We start from the raw sequence: 14,915 nt of genomic DNA on the forward strand, positions 1-14,915 counted from the left end.
AAATTCATCCGAAATATGGTGCGCTATGGGAAAGATCAGTCAAAGGTATATCGAATTCGCCGCGCTGCTTGAAGAAGCCGGCAAACTGGAGCTTCAGGAAATCCAAGCGCGGTTCGGTGTGTCCGAATCGACCGCCCGCAGGATGTGCATCGAGGCGGAACGGGACGGTTTGGGCATCCGCGTCCAAGGCGGCGGCCTGCAGTCGCTGCGGCATGTTCCTTCTCACCCGGAGTATTCCTACGAGGTGCAGACGGTGGAGCATGTCCCCGAAAAGGCCGCGATCGGAAAATACGCCAGCAGCCTGGTGGAATCCAACGAGATTATTTTTGTTTCAGGCGGAACCACGACCCAGCAATTCATGAAGAACCTCGTCCGGCGGCTTGCGGACGGGGAAATCGAAAATGTCACCATCATGACAAATTCCCTGCTGATCATCGAGATGGCGGAGGATTTTATGCCGGTCATTCTGACAGGCGGTCAGTTCCGAAAGCGGCGGCGCGACGTGGCGGGGCACATCTCCGAGTCCGCGATCAGGGGCGCGCGTTTCGACAGGAGCTATATTGGCGTCGACGGCGTGGAACTGACCGACGGGCTGATTGCGTCGGATAACGAAACGGGCAATATGGACCGGCTCGTTACGGCGCGGTCCGATAAGGTGTATATCCTGGCGGACCACAGTAAGTTTACGTCAAAATCTTACATAAGCTATGAGCATTTTTTCCCCAAGCATGTCATTATCACCGATTCGCTCCTGGACAGCTACTACATCAATCTGGCCAAAGAGGTCGGCGTCTCTCTGCAGCTGGTCGACGTCGACGAATCCGGCGCAGATCATCTTTCCGTTGGGTGAATGCGGCCGCCGTGTAATCTGCCGAACAAGCCGCCCCGGGCTTTTGCCCGGAGCGGCCTGTTTCCCTGCTTCACGGTAAATCGACAGGCGTCCTCCGCCGGCAAAGCGCCCCGAACCAAAAAACGCGCACGGAACCAGCTATTTTTGCGCATCTTTCCGCTTGACATCGGCGGCGTTTGGCATTACGCTGTTACGGTACGGAACGAACCGGCAAAACGGAGGCAACCATATGGCAATGCAACTGAACAAGCAGCTGCCGCTGCCCGCGGATCTCAAGGCGGAATACCCGCTCTCCGGGGAGATCACCGGGGTCAAGGCGCGGCGCGACGCGGAAATCCGCGATATCTTCACCGGGCGTTCGGACAAGTTCGTCGTCATCGTCGGGCCCTGCTCGGCCGACAACGAGGACGCGGTCTGCGACTATGTGTCGCGGCTGGCTTCCCTCAACGACAGGCTTTCCGACCGTCTCATGCTCATCCCCCGCATCTACACGAACAAGCCCCGCACCACCGGCGAGGGCTACAAGGGCATGCTCCACCAGCCCGAGCCGGACAAGGCGCCCGACCTGCTGGCGGGCATCATCGCCATCCGGCGGATGCACACCCGGGCGATCATGGAAAGCGGACTCACCTCCGCCGACGAGATGCTCTACCCGGAAAACCGCAGCTACCTCGACGACCTGCTCTCCTACGAGGCGGTCGGCGCGCGTTCGGTGGAAAACCAGCAGCACCGCCTGACCGCGAGCGGGATGGACATCCCCGTGGGGATGAAGAACCCGACGAGCGGCGATTTCGTTGTGACGCTCAATTCAGTTTTCGCCGCGCAGCATCCCCACAACTTCATCTACCGCGGCTGCGACGTCACCACCGGCGGCAACGACCTCGCGCATGTCATCCTGCGCGGTGGCGTGGACAAGTACGGCACCACGATCCCCAACTACCACTACGAGGACCTTGTGCGCCTCATGGAGATGTACGGCGAGCGCAGCCTCCAAAATCCCGCCGTGATCGTGGATGTCAACCACTCCAATTCGAACAAGCAGTATAAGGAGCAGATCCGCATCGTCAGCGAGGTGCTCCACAGCCGCAATTACAATCCCGACCTCAAAAAGCTCGTCAAGGGCGTGATGATCGAAAGCTACCTCGAGGAGGGCTGCCAGAAGATCGGCGGGACGCACATCTATGGCAAGTCGATCACCGATCCCTGCCTCGGCTGGGCCGACACTGAAAAGCTCCTCTATAAAATCGCCGAAAACTGCTGAAACGGCGGAAGGCGCCCGGCATTGCCGGGCGCCTTCCGCTTTGTTTTCATCCGGTCAGCCGAGCAGCTTGAAGATCGAAACGATCTTGTTGAGCGACCCGATGGGATCCTGCATATTCAGCAGGTTCCCCAGGATGCCCTTCGGCCGGTTCCCGTTCCCGTTCTGCGCCGCGCCTCGGTTCATCTGCTGCGGGCGCCCGGATGGCCGGGACATCTGCCGCGGCCCCATCTGCCGCTGTGCCGTCTGCTGCTGGCGGGGCTGCCGCATGGCCTGGCGCTGGGGCGTCTGGCCGGGTTGACGATTCTGCATAAAAACCTCCATGCGCCCGGCTTTGCCGGATCAGGCCAATCCCCGCCGCGCGGCGGGACCGGCCCGCGCTTTTGCCGGGCGGCGAAAGGACCGCGTTTTTTCGCGATTTCCTCTTAATGCCATCCTATGCGAAAAACGGCCGGCCGCCACGCCGTCCGTTTCTTTTTTCGTTTGGATTTTCCTGCGCGCCCATCGGTTCCCTCTGATCATTTCGCAGAAATTGCAGACAATAATGCCGAGGTGATTAAAATGGAACAGCCTTTGAACCAGAAGATCCCTCCCGAACCCCGGCGGACAGTCCTGTCGGAACAGGACCTCCGGGCGCTGTCCCAGCGGTTCGGCTCCACGCGCTCCTACCAGGGCAGCGTCGTCGGCATCACCGACGAACGCATGCGCCAGCTGGCGGAGCACTTTACACCATGAGCGGAGGCGGCAGCATGCAGACAAGCGATCTTTACGACCTGATCGCACAGGACGGCAGGGCGCACCGGTTTTTCGCCGCCCTGCCCGACGGCGTGCGCGACGCGGTGAGCTGGCAGGCCAAAAGCCTTCACAGCTTCCCCGAGCTGCAGGCCTGTGCGCAGGAGCTGCTCAGCGACTACGACTGAGGGGGAATTCGATGGATCAGCCCCTGGAGTACTATCCCATCCACTATGATGAGCTGGAAAGCTACCTCGTCGGCTACCTCAACGGCGAAGAGGCCGGCGGCGGGGAAAACGACATCCGAAGCGTGATCTGCTGAACGGGGCCGCGGCCCCGTTCTTTTTTTGTCAAAAAGCCGTCCCCGCATGTGGGACGGCTTTTTTCATTCTTTGTTCACGACGTTGACCGGGCGGCCCGCCAGAAACGCCCGCAGGTTCTCCACGGCCACGTCCATCAGCCGCCGGCGGCTCTCCCTGGGCGCCCAGGAGATATGCGGGGTGATCAGGCAGTTCTTCGCGCTGAGGAGCGGATTGTCCGCGCGGATGGGCTCGTCGGACACCACGTCCAGCCCCGCGGCGTACACCTTCCCACTGTTCAGCGCGGCGGCGAGGTCCTCCTCCACGATGAGCGGGCCGCGCGAATTGTTCAGAAGGATCACCCCGTCCTTCATCTTCGCGATGCTCTCCCGGTTGATGATCCCGCGCGTCTTCGGAAAGAGCGGGCAGTGCAGAGCGATCACGTCCGAATCCGCCAGGAGGACGTCCAGCGGGACGTATTCCCCGAGGGCGCGTCCCTCGTCGCAGGGGAACGCATCGTACGCGAGCACCCGCATCCCCATCGCCTTAGCGATCTTCCCGGTCGCCCGGCCGATCCGCCCAAAGCCGATGATCCCCATCGTCTTGCCGTCCAGCTCGATCAGCGGATAGTCCCAAAAGCACCAGTCGGGACCCTGCTGCCAGCGCCCGGCGTGCACCGCCTCGCTGTGATGGGCCACATGGTGGCAGATTTCGAGCAGCATCGCGATCGCATACTGCCCGACGGCGGCGGTCCCGTAGGTGGGGACGTTGCAGACGGGGATGCCGCGCTCCCGCGCGGCGGCGACGTCCACGACGTTGTAGCCGGTCGCCAGCACGCCGATAAACCGGAGCGCGGAACAGTCCTCGATGACCTCCCCCGGGAGCGGGACCTTGTTGGTGTAGACCGCCTCGGCGTCCCCGATCCGTTCCCGGACCAGCTCGGGCGGCGTGCGGTCGTAGACCGTCAGCTCGCCGAGTGCCTCCAGGCCCGACCAGCTCAGGTCGCCGGGGTTTTCGGTATATCCGTCCAGCACCACGATTTTCATAACCTGCCTCCTTATCGTTATCTGACCAGCACAAGGCCGAGCAGCGCCCCCGCCAGAATGACGGTGGGAATGCTTCTCTTTGCAAGCAGCAGCGCCCCCGCCGCCGCCCCGATGACGACCGCCGGCCAGAGCGGCGCGCCGTTTAAAAAATAGTTTGCCTGCCCGAGCGGGACGGCGACCGCGAGGATCATGCCGATGCATATCGGGCGGACGCCGTAGAGCGCGTTCTGCAGGAACCGGTTCTGCCGGAACTTGACCATAAAGTGGCAGGCGAGCATGCAGACGGTGAGGGAGGGGGTCATCACCCCGAGCGTGGTGGCGATCGCGCCCGGCAGGCCCGCCACCTGGATGCCGACGAAGGTCGCGCAGTTGATGCCGAGGGAACCGGGCGTCATCTCCGCAATCGCCACGATGTCCGAGAGCTGCTCCATCGTCATCCAGTGGTGAGCAAGCATCTCCTGGTTGATGAAGGGGATCATCGACAGGCCGCCGAAGCTGCAAAAGCCGATCTTGAGGTAGCTCCAGTAGAGCTGCAAGCAGATCATCCCCGCACCCCCCTGAGCATGAGCCCCGCGGCCGCGCCGAGCAGCACCACGAGGATGTTGTTGATCGGAAGGAAAAGGCAGATCAGAAAGCCCCCCAGCACGATCCCGTACTGGACCTTCTCCTGGATGGCGATGGAGCGCAGGCCGGCGGCCGCGGAGAGGATGATCGGCACGACGGCGGCGCGCACGCCGACCATGGCGCGCGCGATATAAATGTTGCGGCGGAACTGCTCGTAGAAGACCGTGACCACCGACAGCACGGCGACGGAGGGCGCGGCCACGCCCACGGCGGCGATGACGCCGAGCGGCACCCCGCCCACGTGGTAGCCGAACATTACGGCGATGTTGATGACCATGATGCCGGGGAACGACCGTCCCACCGACACGATATCCAGCAGGTCCTCCTTGGAGATCCAGCCGCGCTTGTCGACGAATTCCCTCTGGAGCTGCGCCACGATGCTCCAGCCGCCCCCAAAGGTGAAGAGCCCGATCTTAAAGAGCAGCAGGAAACAGCAGAGCGGCCTGGGAAGCCCGCGCCTTGCATCCAACACCCCACCCCCGTCCTTTCGACGCGCGCAGGGATTCCCCCGCCCTTTTGAGGCGGGAGAATCCCGTCCGCCCGTTTTTTGCGGCGGCCGGTTCAGTCCAGACCACCATGCGCCTTGTAATAGGGAATCAGCCCTCCCGCGCGCACAAGCCCGGCCAGCTGGACGGGAAAGGCCGGGAAAGGGCAGTCCCCCCTCCCCTCCACACTTATGATACCCGCCTCGACGTCCACCGTCAAGCGGTCGTACTCCTCGACCCGCGGCGCGCAGACAATCGGGAGGATGTCCAGGTTCACGCCGCCCCGGTAAAAATTGCGGCTGAAGGAGCGCGCGACCACACAGCGGATGCCCGCCGACTTCATCACCAGCAGAATCTGCTCCCGGGAGGAGCCGCAGCCGAAATTTTCCCCCGCCACGAGAATATCCTTCGGCTGCAGGCTCTGCGCCAGGTCGGGCCTGCACGATTCGAAGAGGTTTCCCGCCAACTCCTCCGGCGGCGCGCCGCCGCCGAGGTACTGCCCGCCGATGATCTGGTCGCCGCTGACGTTGTCCCCGAGCAGCCGCGCTCTTCCTTCGATCATCCCGCGTCACCTCCCGCCGTAAGATACCCCTCCAGCGCCGAACAGGCCGCCACCAGCGGGGATGCGATGTAGATTTTTCCCCTGCCGCCGCCCATGCGGCCCGCCGCGTTGCGGTTGGTGGTGGAGACCACCGTCTCCCCATCCGCAATGAGGCCCCCGTGGATGCCGGCGCAGGGCCCGCAGCAGGGGGGCAGGATTTGCGCGCCCGCCTCGAGCAGCACGCGGTAGACGCCCGAGTGGGTCACGACCTAGACCTGTTTGCCGGGAAGCCCTCCAGTGCGTCCGGGGCCGCGGGAGCGGCCTTCTGCGAAGGGGCCGCCGGGGCGGCCGCGGGCGAACCTTTTTTGACAAATTGACTATTTTCGTTTTTACTGTATCCTATAACCACTGATTTGTCTAATATTTAATCCTCATATGAATCATAACTTTTTATCATGAAATTTCAGAAGGCGGTCGCTTGACACTGAAAGAGCTGCGTTACGTTCTCGCAATCCAGGAGCACCAGAACCTCTCCAAGGCCGCACAGTCCCTCTACCTCTCCCAGCCCGCGTTGAGCAAGTACATCAAAAACCTTGAGGCGTCCCTCGACGTCAAAAACCTCAAAAACGTCGGCAAACGGCTCATGCTGACCGCCGTCCACAAGAACACCGTCTTCAAGCTCGGGTGCGGGCTTTTCCTCGACGCCTGCCGTGAGGTGGCCCGGAACTATCCGGACATCACGCTCGAGACGGTCGTCGTCGACACCTTCGCCATGAAGATGCTGATGGATCCCCAGGACTACGACGTGGTGGTCACCACCAACATGTTCGGCGACATCCTCTCCGACGAGGCGGCGGGGCTCGTCGGCGGCCTCGGCATGGCCGCGGGGCTCTGCGTGGGACCCGACTACTGCATGGTGCAGGCCACCCACGGTTCCGCGCCCGACATCGCCGGCAAAGGGATCGCCAACCCCTTCGCAATGATCATGTCCGCGCAGATGATGCTCTCCTGGCTCGGCGAAAAGAAACGCGACCCGCAGGCCGTCCAGGCCGCGCGGGAAATCCAGGAAGCAGCGGAGGCCGTGCTGGACGATAAGTCCGCCGTTACCCCCGACCTGGACGGCACTGCCGGGACGGCGGAAATGGGGCGGGCGATCCGCCGACTGCTTGCTTAATCCGGATGGGCTGTTTTTTCCCATTTGCCGGCTTCCCGAAAAATTAAATGTCAGGCCCGGACGCCTCCTGCGTCCGGGCCCTTTTTTGCACCCGTTTTTCATTCTGCCCCGCCTCCCGCGGCGCCTCCTCCCGGCACCGGACGCGGCCGGACGGCATATGCTGGTATGGGCAACTGCCCGATTTGTTTTGGAGGCTTCATCTATGGCTAACAATCGATTCTTGAACCCTATCTTCCCGGAGGAACGGATCTGTAACTGCCGTCCTCCGGTTCCGCCTTGTCCTCCGCCCATCCCGCCCTGTCCTCCTCCGGTTCCGCCCTGCCCGCCGCCCTGTCCCTGCCCGACGGGAATCACCGGGCCCACCGGTCCGATCGGACCGCAGGGACCGATTGGGCCGCAGGGCCCCATCGGCGTCACCGGGCCCACCGGTGCGACCGGTTCGACCGGGCCCGCCGGACCCACCGGCGCGACCGGCGCGACGGGCGTCGGCATCATAGGCCCCGTCGGACCGACGGGCGCGACGGGCGCGACCGGGCCCACCGGTCCCACGGGCGTCTCCGTCACCGGTTCGACCGGCGCGACCGGCCCCACAGGGCCGACCGGGGCCACGGGCGCGACAGGCGCCACCGGCGCGACGGGCGCTACCGGACTTTCGGTCACCGGCGCGACGGGTCCCACCGGACCGACCGGACCCACCGGGCCGACCGGCCCCACAGGCCCCACCGGAGAAACCGGCGCGGCCGAGAATATCGTCATCCGCAACACCACCACCTCCGAGCCCGGGACCCCGGCCTCGGTCGTGGACGTCACCGGCGGGCCGACGCACGTCCTGGACTTCACCATCCCCCGCGGCGCGACCGGACCCACCGGCGTGACCGGACCCACGGGTCCCACCGGGCCGACCGGCGCAACCGGGGCCACGGGAACCGGGGCTACCGGCGCGACCGGTGCGACCGGAGCGGCGGGAGCCACCGGCGCAACGGGGCCCGCAGGACCCGCCGGACCGACGGGGGCCACGGGAACCGGGGCTACCGGCGCGACCGGGCCCACCGGACCGACCGGTGCATTCCTTTCTGCACAACCGTCTTCCGTGCGGCGTGCTCTCCGGTGATCACGCCCCCCGCTCAACCGCCATGCTCCAGGCCCAGAATCTGTTCATATGGGTCACGGAAACGGAACTGAATTTCCACCCGGCCGTTTGCATGGACATACACCTTATTGACAAGCTCAGCCAGAATGGCCCGATCCAGGGCTTGAAGCTGCCGGGTCCTTTTAAACCGTTCAAGGCGCGAATCGTCCCGCGCCGGTTCTCTTTCACATACGGCTCCTTCCTCTTTCAGCCGGCTGATTTCCTTTTGGAGCGCGTCAACTTCCGACTCGAAGGAGCTCTTATAGTCCAGATACTCCGTCCGCGAGAGCAAACCGTCCTTCATATCGGTATATAAGGATTTCAGATAGCCCTTCCGCTTTTCGAGTTCCTCCGCGCCCTGGCTCAGCAGGGCCTGAAGCCGGTCCTGCCGGCAATCCGGTTTTGAGGCGCGGCCCGCCTCTTCCGCAAGGCCGGCCAGGCCGTCCGTCAGGTCCACCTGCATTTGGACCGCCTTCAAAATGACGCCGCACAGGCGCTGCTCCCGGATCGAGTGGGGCGTACAGCCGTCCTTCGACTGCCGGTTCGTCCGGCAGCAGTAGTAGGCGAGCTCCTTGGATGTTTTCCGGTGCATGGCCTTTTGGCAGTCGGCGCAAAATACAAAGCCGGACAGCAGGTGCAATTCCCCCTGCCGGGGCGGCGTCCGCGTGTTTTTTTGCAGCAGCCGCTGAACGGTCCGAAACGTCTCCCCGTCGATGACCGGCTCGTGCGTGTCTTTGACGACATACCAATCTTCCTCCGGCAGGCTCACACGTTCGTGCACCTTGTACGACCGGACCCTTTGCTTCCCCTGGACCATGTGCCCCAGGTACATTTGATTGCGCAGGATTTCATAGACCGTCCGCTGGGTCCAGAGGGAACTGTGGTATTTGTCATGCGGGTTTTGATACTTGAGGCCCTTCCGCCGTTTGTATTCCGCGGGGCTCGGATAGCCGAGCCCGTTGAGCCTCCTCGTGATCCCCTCCTTGCTGAGGCCTTTGCAGTACCACCTGAAAATTTCCCGCACCACCTCCGCCGCCTCGGGATCGACCACCAGGTGGTTTCTGTCGTCCGGGTCCTTCCCGTAACCGTATGGGGCAAACGCCCCGATAAACTGCCCTTTTTTTCGTTTGATGTCGAAGACGTCGCGGACCTTGAGGCTCGTCTCCCGGCAGTGGTTCTCGTTCATCATGCCCTGAAAACCGATGGACAGCATGTTTAAGGTCTCCGGGTGCCGGTAGGTATCGATGAACGGGAGCCGGGTCGAGATAAAGCGCACGTTGTACCGGACCCGCGTCTCCTCCAGAAAACGTGTCTGGTCGGCGCTGTTGCGGAAGGGACGGGACAGGTCCTTTACCAGGACGCAATTGATTTTCCCGCCATAGATGTCTTCCAGCAGCTCCCGGAAGCCGGCGCGCTCGTCCTCGCTCGTCCCGCTGACGCCGTCGTCAACATAGATTTTACGGAGCTTCAGGTCCTCATGGCCGGCAATGTAATCGAGCAGCCACCGGCGCTGGTTGGCGATGCTGTAGCTCTCGTCGTTCCCGTCTTCGCGGGAAAGCCTCAGGTAGATTCCCGTCGGCCATTCCGCCGCCGTTTCCAAATCCTTTTTTTCCGCATATCGCCGGGACATAACGCCTCCCCTCTCCCCCGCGCGGCCGCACGCCCAAATACCCGGCCCGCCGTTCAGGGGTCCCCGTGTGCAAGGTAGTGTAAAAGCGCCTCCTTCAGCGTTCTGTTTTCATCGCTGAAGCTGATTTTGACCGGGACGCCGTCCACCAGGAAGCAATAGGGATTGCCCGTCCGTTCGATCAGGCGTTCCAGCCTCCCGGCGGGCGGCCGGGAAGCGTCCGTCCAAACGTCCGCAAGCTCTGCGAGCCCGGAGATCTCCGGGTCCCGAATGTCCGCGCGGCGCATGGCGTCAAGTTCGGCGCGAGTCAATGGCCTTCCCCCTCTCGCCTAATTGCTATGCCCGGCACGGCCTTTCCTTGCATGTCCCCGCGTATTTGGCGGCACGCCAGAGAAAGGGCCGCTCAACTCTTGCGAGTTGAGCGGCCCTTTTGGATTTGATCCGCCGCCGTCGGAGCATAGGACGGCGCGGCATTTTCCTTCGCCCGGCTACAGGCGGTCGGCCCATCCGCGGCTTCTGTCCACGGCCTTGCGCCATCCGGCGAGCAGCGCGGCCCTGCGGGGTTCCTCCATGTCCGGTTCGAACGTGACGTCGCACCGCCAGAGGCTCTTCAGTTCCTCCGTCCCGCTCCACACCCCGACGGCGAGGCCCGCGAGATAGGCCGCGCCGAGCGCGGTGGTCTCCCGGATCATCGGGCGGCGCACCTGCTTATTCAAGATGTCCGCCTGAAACTGCATCAGGAACCGGTCACGGCTCGCGCCGCCATCCACGCAGAGCTCGGAGATCCGGCGGCCGGTGTCCCGTTCCATCGCCTCGACCAGCTCCAGGCTCTGGTAGGCGATCGACTCCTGCGCCGCGCGGATCAGATGCTCCCGTTTGGTCCCGCGCGTGATCCCCATGATGCAGCCGCGCGCGTACATATCCCAATAGGGCGCGCCGAGACCGGTGAAGGCCGGCACGAGGTACACCCCTCCGGTGTCCTTCACCTTTTGGGCGTAGTATTCCGCGTCGCAGCTCTCGTTGAAGAAGCGCATCTCGTCCCGCAGCCACTGGATGACCGCGCCGCCGACAAACACGCTGCCCTCCAGCGCGTACTGGACCTTTCCGCCCAGCCCGACCGCAATCGTCGTCAGCAGTCCGTTTTTGCTCTCGCAGGCGGTCTCCCCCGTGTTCATCAGCAGGAAGCAGCCGGTCCCGTAGGTGTTTTTGGCGTCCCCCGCTTCAAAGCAGCCCTGCCCGAACAGCGCCGCCTGCTGGTCGCCCGCGATGCCGGCGATCGGGATCTTCGTCCCCTGGAGCACGGTATACCCGTAAACCTCGCTGGAGCCGCAGACCCGCGGCAGCATCGCGCGCGGGATGTCGAGCGCCTCCAGCAGGGCGTCGTCCCAGTCGAGCGTGTGGATGTTATAGAGCATCGTGCGGGAGGCGTTGGTATAGTCGGTCACATGGACCGTCTTGTCGGTCAGCCTCCAGATCAGCCAGCTGTCGACCGTCCCGAACAGGATCTCCCCCCGCTCGGCGCGCTCGCGCGCGCCCGGCACGTGGTCAAGGATCCATTTGATCTTTGTCCCGGAAAAATAGGCGTCGGGAATGAGCCCGGTTTTTTCCCGTATGGTCTCCCCGAGGCCCCGGTCCAGCAGCTCCCCGATCATGTCCGCCGTGCGGCGGCACTGCCAGACGATCGCGTTGTAGATCGGCCTGCCGGTGTCCCGCTCCCACAGGATGGTCGTCTCCCGCTGGTTGGTGACGCCGATCGCCGCGATGTCCCGCACGTCGACGTCGTTTTGGGTGATGACCTCGCTCATCACCGCGTACTGCGACGCGTAGATCTCCATCGGGTCATGCTCCACCCAGCCCTGGCGGGGATAATACTGGGTGAACTCCTTCTGGGCGAGCCCGACGATGTTCTGCTCGGCGTCAAAGAGGATCGCCCGCGAGCTGGTGGTCCCCTGGTCGAGGGACAAAATATAGCGGCTCATGCGATCTCCTCCCTGCCGGCGGCGGACGGCCGCGCGGATTCCAGCGGGCGGGCGGGCAGGCTGCGCGTCGCCACAATGTTCACGCCCGTCCCGCAGACGTTGCGCACGACCACCTGCCCCAGCGAAACGGGGGCCTTCAGCCGTATGCCGTCGAGAAGCGCCATCGCTTCAAACAGCTTCCCTTTTGGGAGCGGGCCGTCGGTCTTGACCGGGCAGCGCGGATGCGCGCCGCCCGAGACGCAGACGGTGGAGGTCAGCACGCGCGTGGGGTTGGTCAGCTCCGCGCGCCCGTATTCCGCGCCGCGCGGGCAGGCGTTTCCGGTCACGGTGAAGCCGTTTTCCTCATCCACGCGCAGGCGGCAGCCCTTCGGACAGACAATGCAGGTCAGCTCTTTCATGTTTGCGCCTCCTTGATCGATACCGTCAAATCCTTCCCGGCCGCCCTTTCCAGCAGCTGTCTGGGAAGCGTGATCCGCTCCATTTCGCCGGGGGCCAGCCGTTCGCGGGGGAACCCGGCGATTCGATTTCCGTCCGCTTCGACCTCGACCGTGCTGACCCCGCAGACCCGGTTCACCCGGAAAAACAGCTCGGTGCGCTCCCCCGCCGCGTCCATCCGGATGCGCTGCGGCACCGTATAGCTCACCCCGCCGCCCGCGCGGACCTCGGTGACGCTCCCCCCGGCGCGCGCGCCCTTCCTGACATACGCGGCGGCCGCCGCGCCCGCGCGCTGCCCCTCCGCCGTGACAAAGTCGACCAGGTCGTGCACATGCACCACGTTGCCGCAGGCGAACACGCCGGGCATCGAGGTCTCCATGTTCTCATAGACCACCGCCCCGTTCGTCCTGCGGTCGATTTCGATCCCCGCGCGCCGGGTCAGCTCGTTTTCGGGGATGAGGCCCACCGAAAGCAGGATCGTGTCGCAGTCGAAGGTCATTTCCGTCCCCGGGACGGGTCTGCGGTCTTCGTCCACCCGCGCGACCACCGCGCGCTCCACCCGCCTGCCGCCCTGGATGTCGACGATCGTGTGGGAGAGGTAGAGCGGGATATCGTAATCGTGCAGGCACTGGACGATGTTGCGGGTAAGCCCGCCCGAATAGGGCATCAGCTCGACGCAGGCCAGCACCTTCGCGCCCTCGAGCGTCATGCGGCGCGCCATGATCAGCCCGATGTCCCCCGAGCCGAGGATCAGCACCCGCCTGCCCACCATATAGCCCTCGATGTTCAAATAGCGCTGCGCCGTACCCGCCGTGAATATGCCCGCCGGGCGGGTGCCGGGGATCGCCACCGCGCCGCGGGTGCGCTCCCGGCATCCCATCGCCAGGATCACTGCCTTCGCCTCGAGAACGCGGTAGCCGTCCGCCCTGCTGACGGTGTGCACCCTGCGGTCGGGCGTGATTTCGAGCACCATGGTGTCCGAGCGCACCTCGATCCGCGTGTCCCGCAGCATCTCGACAAACCGCTGGGCGTATTCCGGCCCGGTCAGCTCCTCCTTGAAGTAATGAAGCCCGAACCCGTTGTGGATGCACTGGTTCAGAATCCCGCCGAGCTCGCGGTCTCGCTCGAGGATCAGGACCCTTTCGAGTCCCTCCCGGTATGCCTGCACCGCGGCCGCCAGCCCGGCCGGGCCGCCGCCGATCACCACCAGATCATACAAGGCCCGCACCCCCCATCTTGGTTTTTCCCGTTATGATATAGGACCCCGCGCGGTCCTGCAGGATCTCCTCCGGAGGGAGCCCCCGCTCCCTCGCCAGCAGCTCGAAGACCCTCGGCCCGCAGAAGCCGCCCTGGCAGCGGCCCATCCCCGCGTTGCAGCGCCGCTTGACCCCGTCGACCGAGCAGGGGGGAATCGGGCCGCGCAGCGCGTCGAGAATCTCTCCCTCGGTGATGGTCTCGCAGCGGCAGATCACCCTGCCGTAAGCCGGGTTCTCCTCCGTCAGCCGCGCCTTCTCCTCGCAGGTCAGCTCCTTGAAGCGCACCCTGCGGCGGGTGTCGATAAAGAAATCCTTTTTGACGAGCCGCAGGCCGCAGCCCTCCAGCAGCTCCGCCGCCATGCGCGCGATCGCCGGCGCAGCGGAAAGGCCGGGGGATTTGATCCCCGCGATGTCGATCAGGCCGGGGGTGTCCGCCGCCTCCGCGATGATAAAGTCGTCGGCGCCGTCCGCCGCCGCGCGCACCCCGGCAAAATTGCGGATCGATTCCCGGAAGTTGATGGAGGGCACCGATTTGCGCGCAAGGCGCATGACCTCTTCCAGCCCCCCGGCGGTCGTCGCGGTATCGTCCCGTTCCCGGGGGGGCTCGTTGTTGGGACCCACGATCAGGTTGCCGTGCACCGTGGGGGCCACCAGCGTCCCCTTGCCCGCCCTGGTCGGGCATTGGAAGACGACATGGCTGACCCGCTCCCCCTCGCTTTTGTCGAGCAGGTAGTATTCCCCCCGGTCGGGGTGGATGCGGAAGGCCGGCGCGGCGGCCATGTTGTGCACCTCGTCGCTGTAAAGGCCCGCCGCGTTCAGGACATACCGCGCCCAAAAGCGCCCGGCCGCCGTGTCCAGTTCAAAGCCGCCCTCGCAGCGCCGGATCGCCGTCACGCCCGCGTTCAGGTGAAGCGAAACGCCGTTGCGCACGGCGGTCTCGGCCAGCGCGAGGGCGTATTCCCAGGGGTTTACAATCGCCGCGGTCGGCGCGTAGAGCGCGCCCACCACCTCGGGGGACAGGTTCGGTTCGAGGTTCCTTACCTGTGCGGCGTCGAGCAGCGACAGGCCGGGGACGCCGTTTTCCACGCCGCGCGAATAGAGCGTCCGCAGCAATCCGGCGTCCTCCCCGGAAAAAGCCGCCACGAGCGAGCCGCATTGGCGGTAGGGAACGTCCAGCTTCCGGCAGAGCTCCTCCGCGAGACGGACCCCCTCTACGTTGAGCCGCGCCATCAGGGTGCCCGGAGGCGGGTCGTATCCCGCGTGCAGGATGGCGCTGTTCGCCTTTGTGGTGCCGCAGGCCACGTCGTTTTCCCGCTCGAGAACCGCCACGGAAAGCCGGTACCGCGACAGCTCATACGCGCACGCGGCGCCCACGATTCCGCCCCCGATGATTGCAACATCTAACATGGTAAGCTCCTTTCGCCGCTCTACCGGCATAAATTGGTCCCCGGCGCCCGTCCGCGCCGCGGTGCAGAAAAAG

General features: G+C 64.6%; 18 protein-coding genes and 1 pseudogene. 7 read left to right on the plus strand and 12 right to left on the minus strand.

Annotated features, from left to right (window positions below; genetic code table 11):
* Window positions 1-25 precede the first annotated feature (25 nt).
* Complete coding sequence (locus tag C1A13_RS12895) at window positions 26-850, plus strand: DeoR/GlpR family DNA-binding transcription regulator (RefSeq protein ID WP_101552649.1); 825 nt, start codon at window positions 26-28, stop codon at window positions 848-850.
* A gap of 229 nt (window positions 851-1,079) precedes the next feature.
* Window positions 1,080-2,111 carry a 3-deoxy-7-phosphoheptulonate synthase gene (locus C1A13_RS12900; RefSeq protein WP_101552652.1) on the plus strand — a complete coding sequence of 344 codons (1,032 nt, stop codon included), beginning with the start codon at window positions 1,080-1,082 and terminating at the stop codon, window positions 2,109-2,111.
* Window positions 2,112-2,165: 54 nt separating this feature from the next.
* Here C1A13_RS12900 and C1A13_RS12905 read toward each other — a convergent pair whose 3' ends face one another.
* Window positions 2,166-2,420: a hypothetical protein gene (locus C1A13_RS12905; protein ID WP_101552654.1), complete on the minus strand. Its 255-nt coding sequence runs from the start codon at window positions 2,418-2,420 to the stop codon at window positions 2,166-2,168.
* 249 nt (window positions 2,421-2,669) lie between these two features.
* Here C1A13_RS12905 and C1A13_RS14940 point away from each other — a divergent pair, with 249 nt between their 5' ends.
* Genes C1A13_RS14940 through C1A13_RS15205 form a run of 3 tightly spaced genes read left to right on the plus strand, consistent with a single transcriptional unit; the run spans window position 2,670 to window position 3,162 of the window.
* Window positions 2,670-2,843, plus strand: a complete 174-nt coding sequence (locus C1A13_RS14940) for a hypothetical protein (protein WP_172439284.1) — start codon at window positions 2,670-2,672, stop codon at window positions 2,841-2,843.
* Window positions 2,844-2,857: 14 nt separating this feature from the next.
* Window positions 2,858-3,028 (plus strand): hypothetical protein, encoded by a 171-nt coding sequence (locus tag C1A13_RS14945; RefSeq protein WP_158595612.1) that lies wholly within the window; start codon window positions 2,858-2,860, stop codon window positions 3,026-3,028.
* Between the two features lie 11 nt (window positions 3,029-3,039).
* On the plus strand, window positions 3,040-3,162 hold the full coding sequence (locus tag C1A13_RS15205) for a hypothetical protein (protein ID WP_278277675.1): 123 nt from the start codon (window positions 3,040-3,042) through the stop codon (window positions 3,160-3,162).
* A gap of 63 nt (window positions 3,163-3,225) precedes the next feature.
* Here C1A13_RS15205 and C1A13_RS12910 read toward each other — a convergent pair whose 3' ends face one another.
* The 5 genes from C1A13_RS12910 to C1A13_RS12930 all read right to left on the minus strand — a co-directional run bounded on the left by C1A13_RS12910 (window position 3,226) and on the right by C1A13_RS12930 (window position 6,101).
* Window positions 3,226-4,185 (minus strand): D-2-hydroxyacid dehydrogenase, encoded by a 960-nt coding sequence (locus C1A13_RS12910; RefSeq protein ID WP_101552656.1) that lies wholly within the window; start codon window positions 4,183-4,185, stop codon window positions 3,226-3,228.
* 17 nt (window positions 4,186-4,202) lie between these two features.
* Entirely contained in the window at window positions 4,203-4,730 is a 528-nt protein-coding gene (locus tag C1A13_RS12915) for a chromate transporter (RefSeq protein WP_101552658.1), read from the minus strand.
* A complete protein-coding gene (locus C1A13_RS12920; RefSeq protein WP_172439285.1) occupies window positions 4,727-5,281 on the minus strand; it encodes a chromate transporter in 555 nt (184 codons plus the stop codon). The genes C1A13_RS12915 and C1A13_RS12920 overlap by 4 nt, the downstream gene beginning before the upstream one ends.
* Before the next feature lie 89 nt (window positions 5,282-5,370).
* Window positions 5,371-5,856: a 3-isopropylmalate dehydratase small subunit gene (gene leuD, locus C1A13_RS12925; protein ID WP_101552660.1), complete on the minus strand. Its 486-nt coding sequence runs from the start codon at window positions 5,854-5,856 to the stop codon at window positions 5,371-5,373.
* Complete coding sequence (locus C1A13_RS12930) at window positions 5,853-6,101, minus strand: aconitase family protein (protein ID WP_101552662.1); 249 nt, start codon at window positions 6,099-6,101, stop codon at window positions 5,853-5,855. Before C1A13_RS12930 ends, leuD begins: the two co-directional genes overlap by 4 nt.
* A 212-nt stretch (window positions 6,102-6,313) precedes the next feature.
* On the opposite strand from C1A13_RS12930, the gene C1A13_RS12935 reads away from it, so the two are divergent.
* Both C1A13_RS12935 and C1A13_RS15310 read left to right on the plus strand, forming a co-directional pair.
* Window positions 6,314-7,009, plus strand: a complete 696-nt coding sequence (locus tag C1A13_RS12935; protein ID WP_207654195.1) for an isocitrate/isopropylmalate family dehydrogenase — start codon at window positions 6,314-6,316, stop codon at window positions 7,007-7,009.
* Window positions 7,010-7,355: 346 nt separating this feature from the next.
* A pseudogene (locus C1A13_RS15310) lies at window positions 7,356-7,991 on the plus strand (collagen-like protein); the annotation flags it as partial.
* 142 nt (window positions 7,992-8,133) lie between these two features.
* On the opposite strand, the gene C1A13_RS12945 reads toward C1A13_RS15310, so the two are convergent.
* From C1A13_RS12945 to C1A13_RS12970, 6 genes are all read right to left on the minus strand, one after another.
* Complete coding sequence (locus C1A13_RS12945; protein ID WP_101552666.1) at window positions 8,134-9,768, minus strand: recombinase family protein; 1,635 nt, start codon at window positions 9,766-9,768, stop codon at window positions 8,134-8,136.
* Window positions 9,769-9,821: 53 nt separating this feature from the next.
* The gene (locus tag C1A13_RS12950; RefSeq protein WP_146021730.1) at window positions 9,822-10,076 is read right to left on the minus strand and encodes a DUF6870 family protein; all 255 of its coding nucleotides are present in this window, start codon (window positions 10,074-10,076) and stop codon (window positions 9,822-9,824) included.
* Between the two features lie 177 nt (window positions 10,077-10,253).
* On the minus strand, window positions 10,254-11,744 hold the full coding sequence (glpK, locus tag C1A13_RS12955) for a glycerol kinase GlpK (protein WP_101552670.1): 1,491 nt from the start codon (window positions 11,742-11,744) through the stop codon (window positions 10,254-10,256).
* Window positions 11,741-12,142: a DUF1667 domain-containing protein gene (locus C1A13_RS12960; protein ID WP_101552673.1), complete on the minus strand. Its 402-nt coding sequence runs from the start codon at window positions 12,140-12,142 to the stop codon at window positions 11,741-11,743. The genes glpK and C1A13_RS12960 overlap by 4 nt, the downstream gene beginning before the upstream one ends.
* Window positions 12,139-13,398: an NAD(P)/FAD-dependent oxidoreductase gene (locus tag C1A13_RS12965; protein WP_101552675.1), complete on the minus strand. Its 1,260-nt coding sequence runs from the start codon at window positions 13,396-13,398 to the stop codon at window positions 12,139-12,141. Before C1A13_RS12965 ends, C1A13_RS12960 begins: the two co-directional genes overlap by 4 nt.
* Window positions 13,391-14,842 (minus strand): NAD(P)/FAD-dependent oxidoreductase, encoded by a 1,452-nt coding sequence (locus C1A13_RS12970; RefSeq protein WP_101552677.1) that lies wholly within the window; start codon window positions 14,840-14,842, stop codon window positions 13,391-13,393. The genes C1A13_RS12965 and C1A13_RS12970 overlap by 8 nt, the downstream gene beginning before the upstream one ends.
* Window positions 14,843-14,915: the final 73 nt, after the last annotated feature.

Source organism: Anaerotruncus massiliensis (ex Togo et al. 2026), assembly GCF_900199635.1.
GTDB classification, from domain to species: domain Bacteria; phylum Bacillota; class Clostridia; order Oscillospirales; family Ruminococcaceae; genus Anaerotruncus; species Anaerotruncus massiliensis.

Excerpts from the sequence above, each read along its gene's own strand:
- C1A13_RS12895 (WP_101552649.1), top strand. The coding sequence starts at position 26 with ATGGGAAAGATCAGTCAAAGGTATATCGAATTCGCCGCGCTGCTTGAA.
- C1A13_RS12900 (WP_101552652.1), top strand. The coding sequence starts at position 1,080 with ATGGCAATGCAACTGAACAAGCAGCTGCCGCTGCCCGCGGATCTCAAG.
- C1A13_RS12905 (WP_101552654.1), bottom strand. The coding sequence starts at position 2,420 with ATGCAGAATCGTCAACCCGGCCAGACGCCCCAGCGCCAGGCCATGCGG.
- C1A13_RS14940 (WP_172439284.1), top strand. The coding sequence starts at position 2,670 with ATGGAACAGCCTTTGAACCAGAAGATCCCTCCCGAACCCCGGCGGACA.
- C1A13_RS14945 (WP_158595612.1), top strand. The coding sequence starts at position 2,858 with ATGCAGACAAGCGATCTTTACGACCTGATCGCACAGGACGGCAGGGCG.
- C1A13_RS15205 (WP_278277675.1), top strand. The coding sequence starts at position 3,040 with ATGGATCAGCCCCTGGAGTACTATCCCATCCACTATGATGAGCTGGAA.
- C1A13_RS12910 (WP_101552656.1), bottom strand. The coding sequence starts at position 4,185 with ATGAAAATCGTGGTGCTGGACGGATATACCGAAAACCCCGGCGACCTG.
- C1A13_RS12915 (WP_101552658.1), bottom strand. The coding sequence starts at position 4,730 with ATGATCTGCTTGCAGCTCTACTGGAGCTACCTCAAGATCGGCTTTTGC.
- leuD (WP_101552660.1), bottom strand. The coding sequence starts at position 5,856 with ATGATCGAAGGAAGAGCGCGGCTGCTCGGGGACAACGTCAGCGGCGAC.
- C1A13_RS12945 (WP_101552666.1), bottom strand. The coding sequence starts at position 9,768 with ATGTCCCGGCGATATGCGGAAAAAAAGGATTTGGAAACGGCGGCGGAA.
- glpK (WP_101552670.1), bottom strand. The coding sequence starts at position 11,744 with ATGAGCCGCTATATTTTGTCCCTCGACCAGGGGACCACCAGCTCGCGG.
- C1A13_RS12960 (WP_101552673.1), bottom strand. The coding sequence starts at position 12,142 with ATGAAAGAGCTGACCTGCATTGTCTGTCCGAAGGGCTGCCGCCTGCGC.
- C1A13_RS12970 (WP_101552677.1), bottom strand. The coding sequence starts at position 14,842 with ATGTTAGATGTTGCAATCATCGGGGGCGGAATCGTGGGCGCCGCGTGC.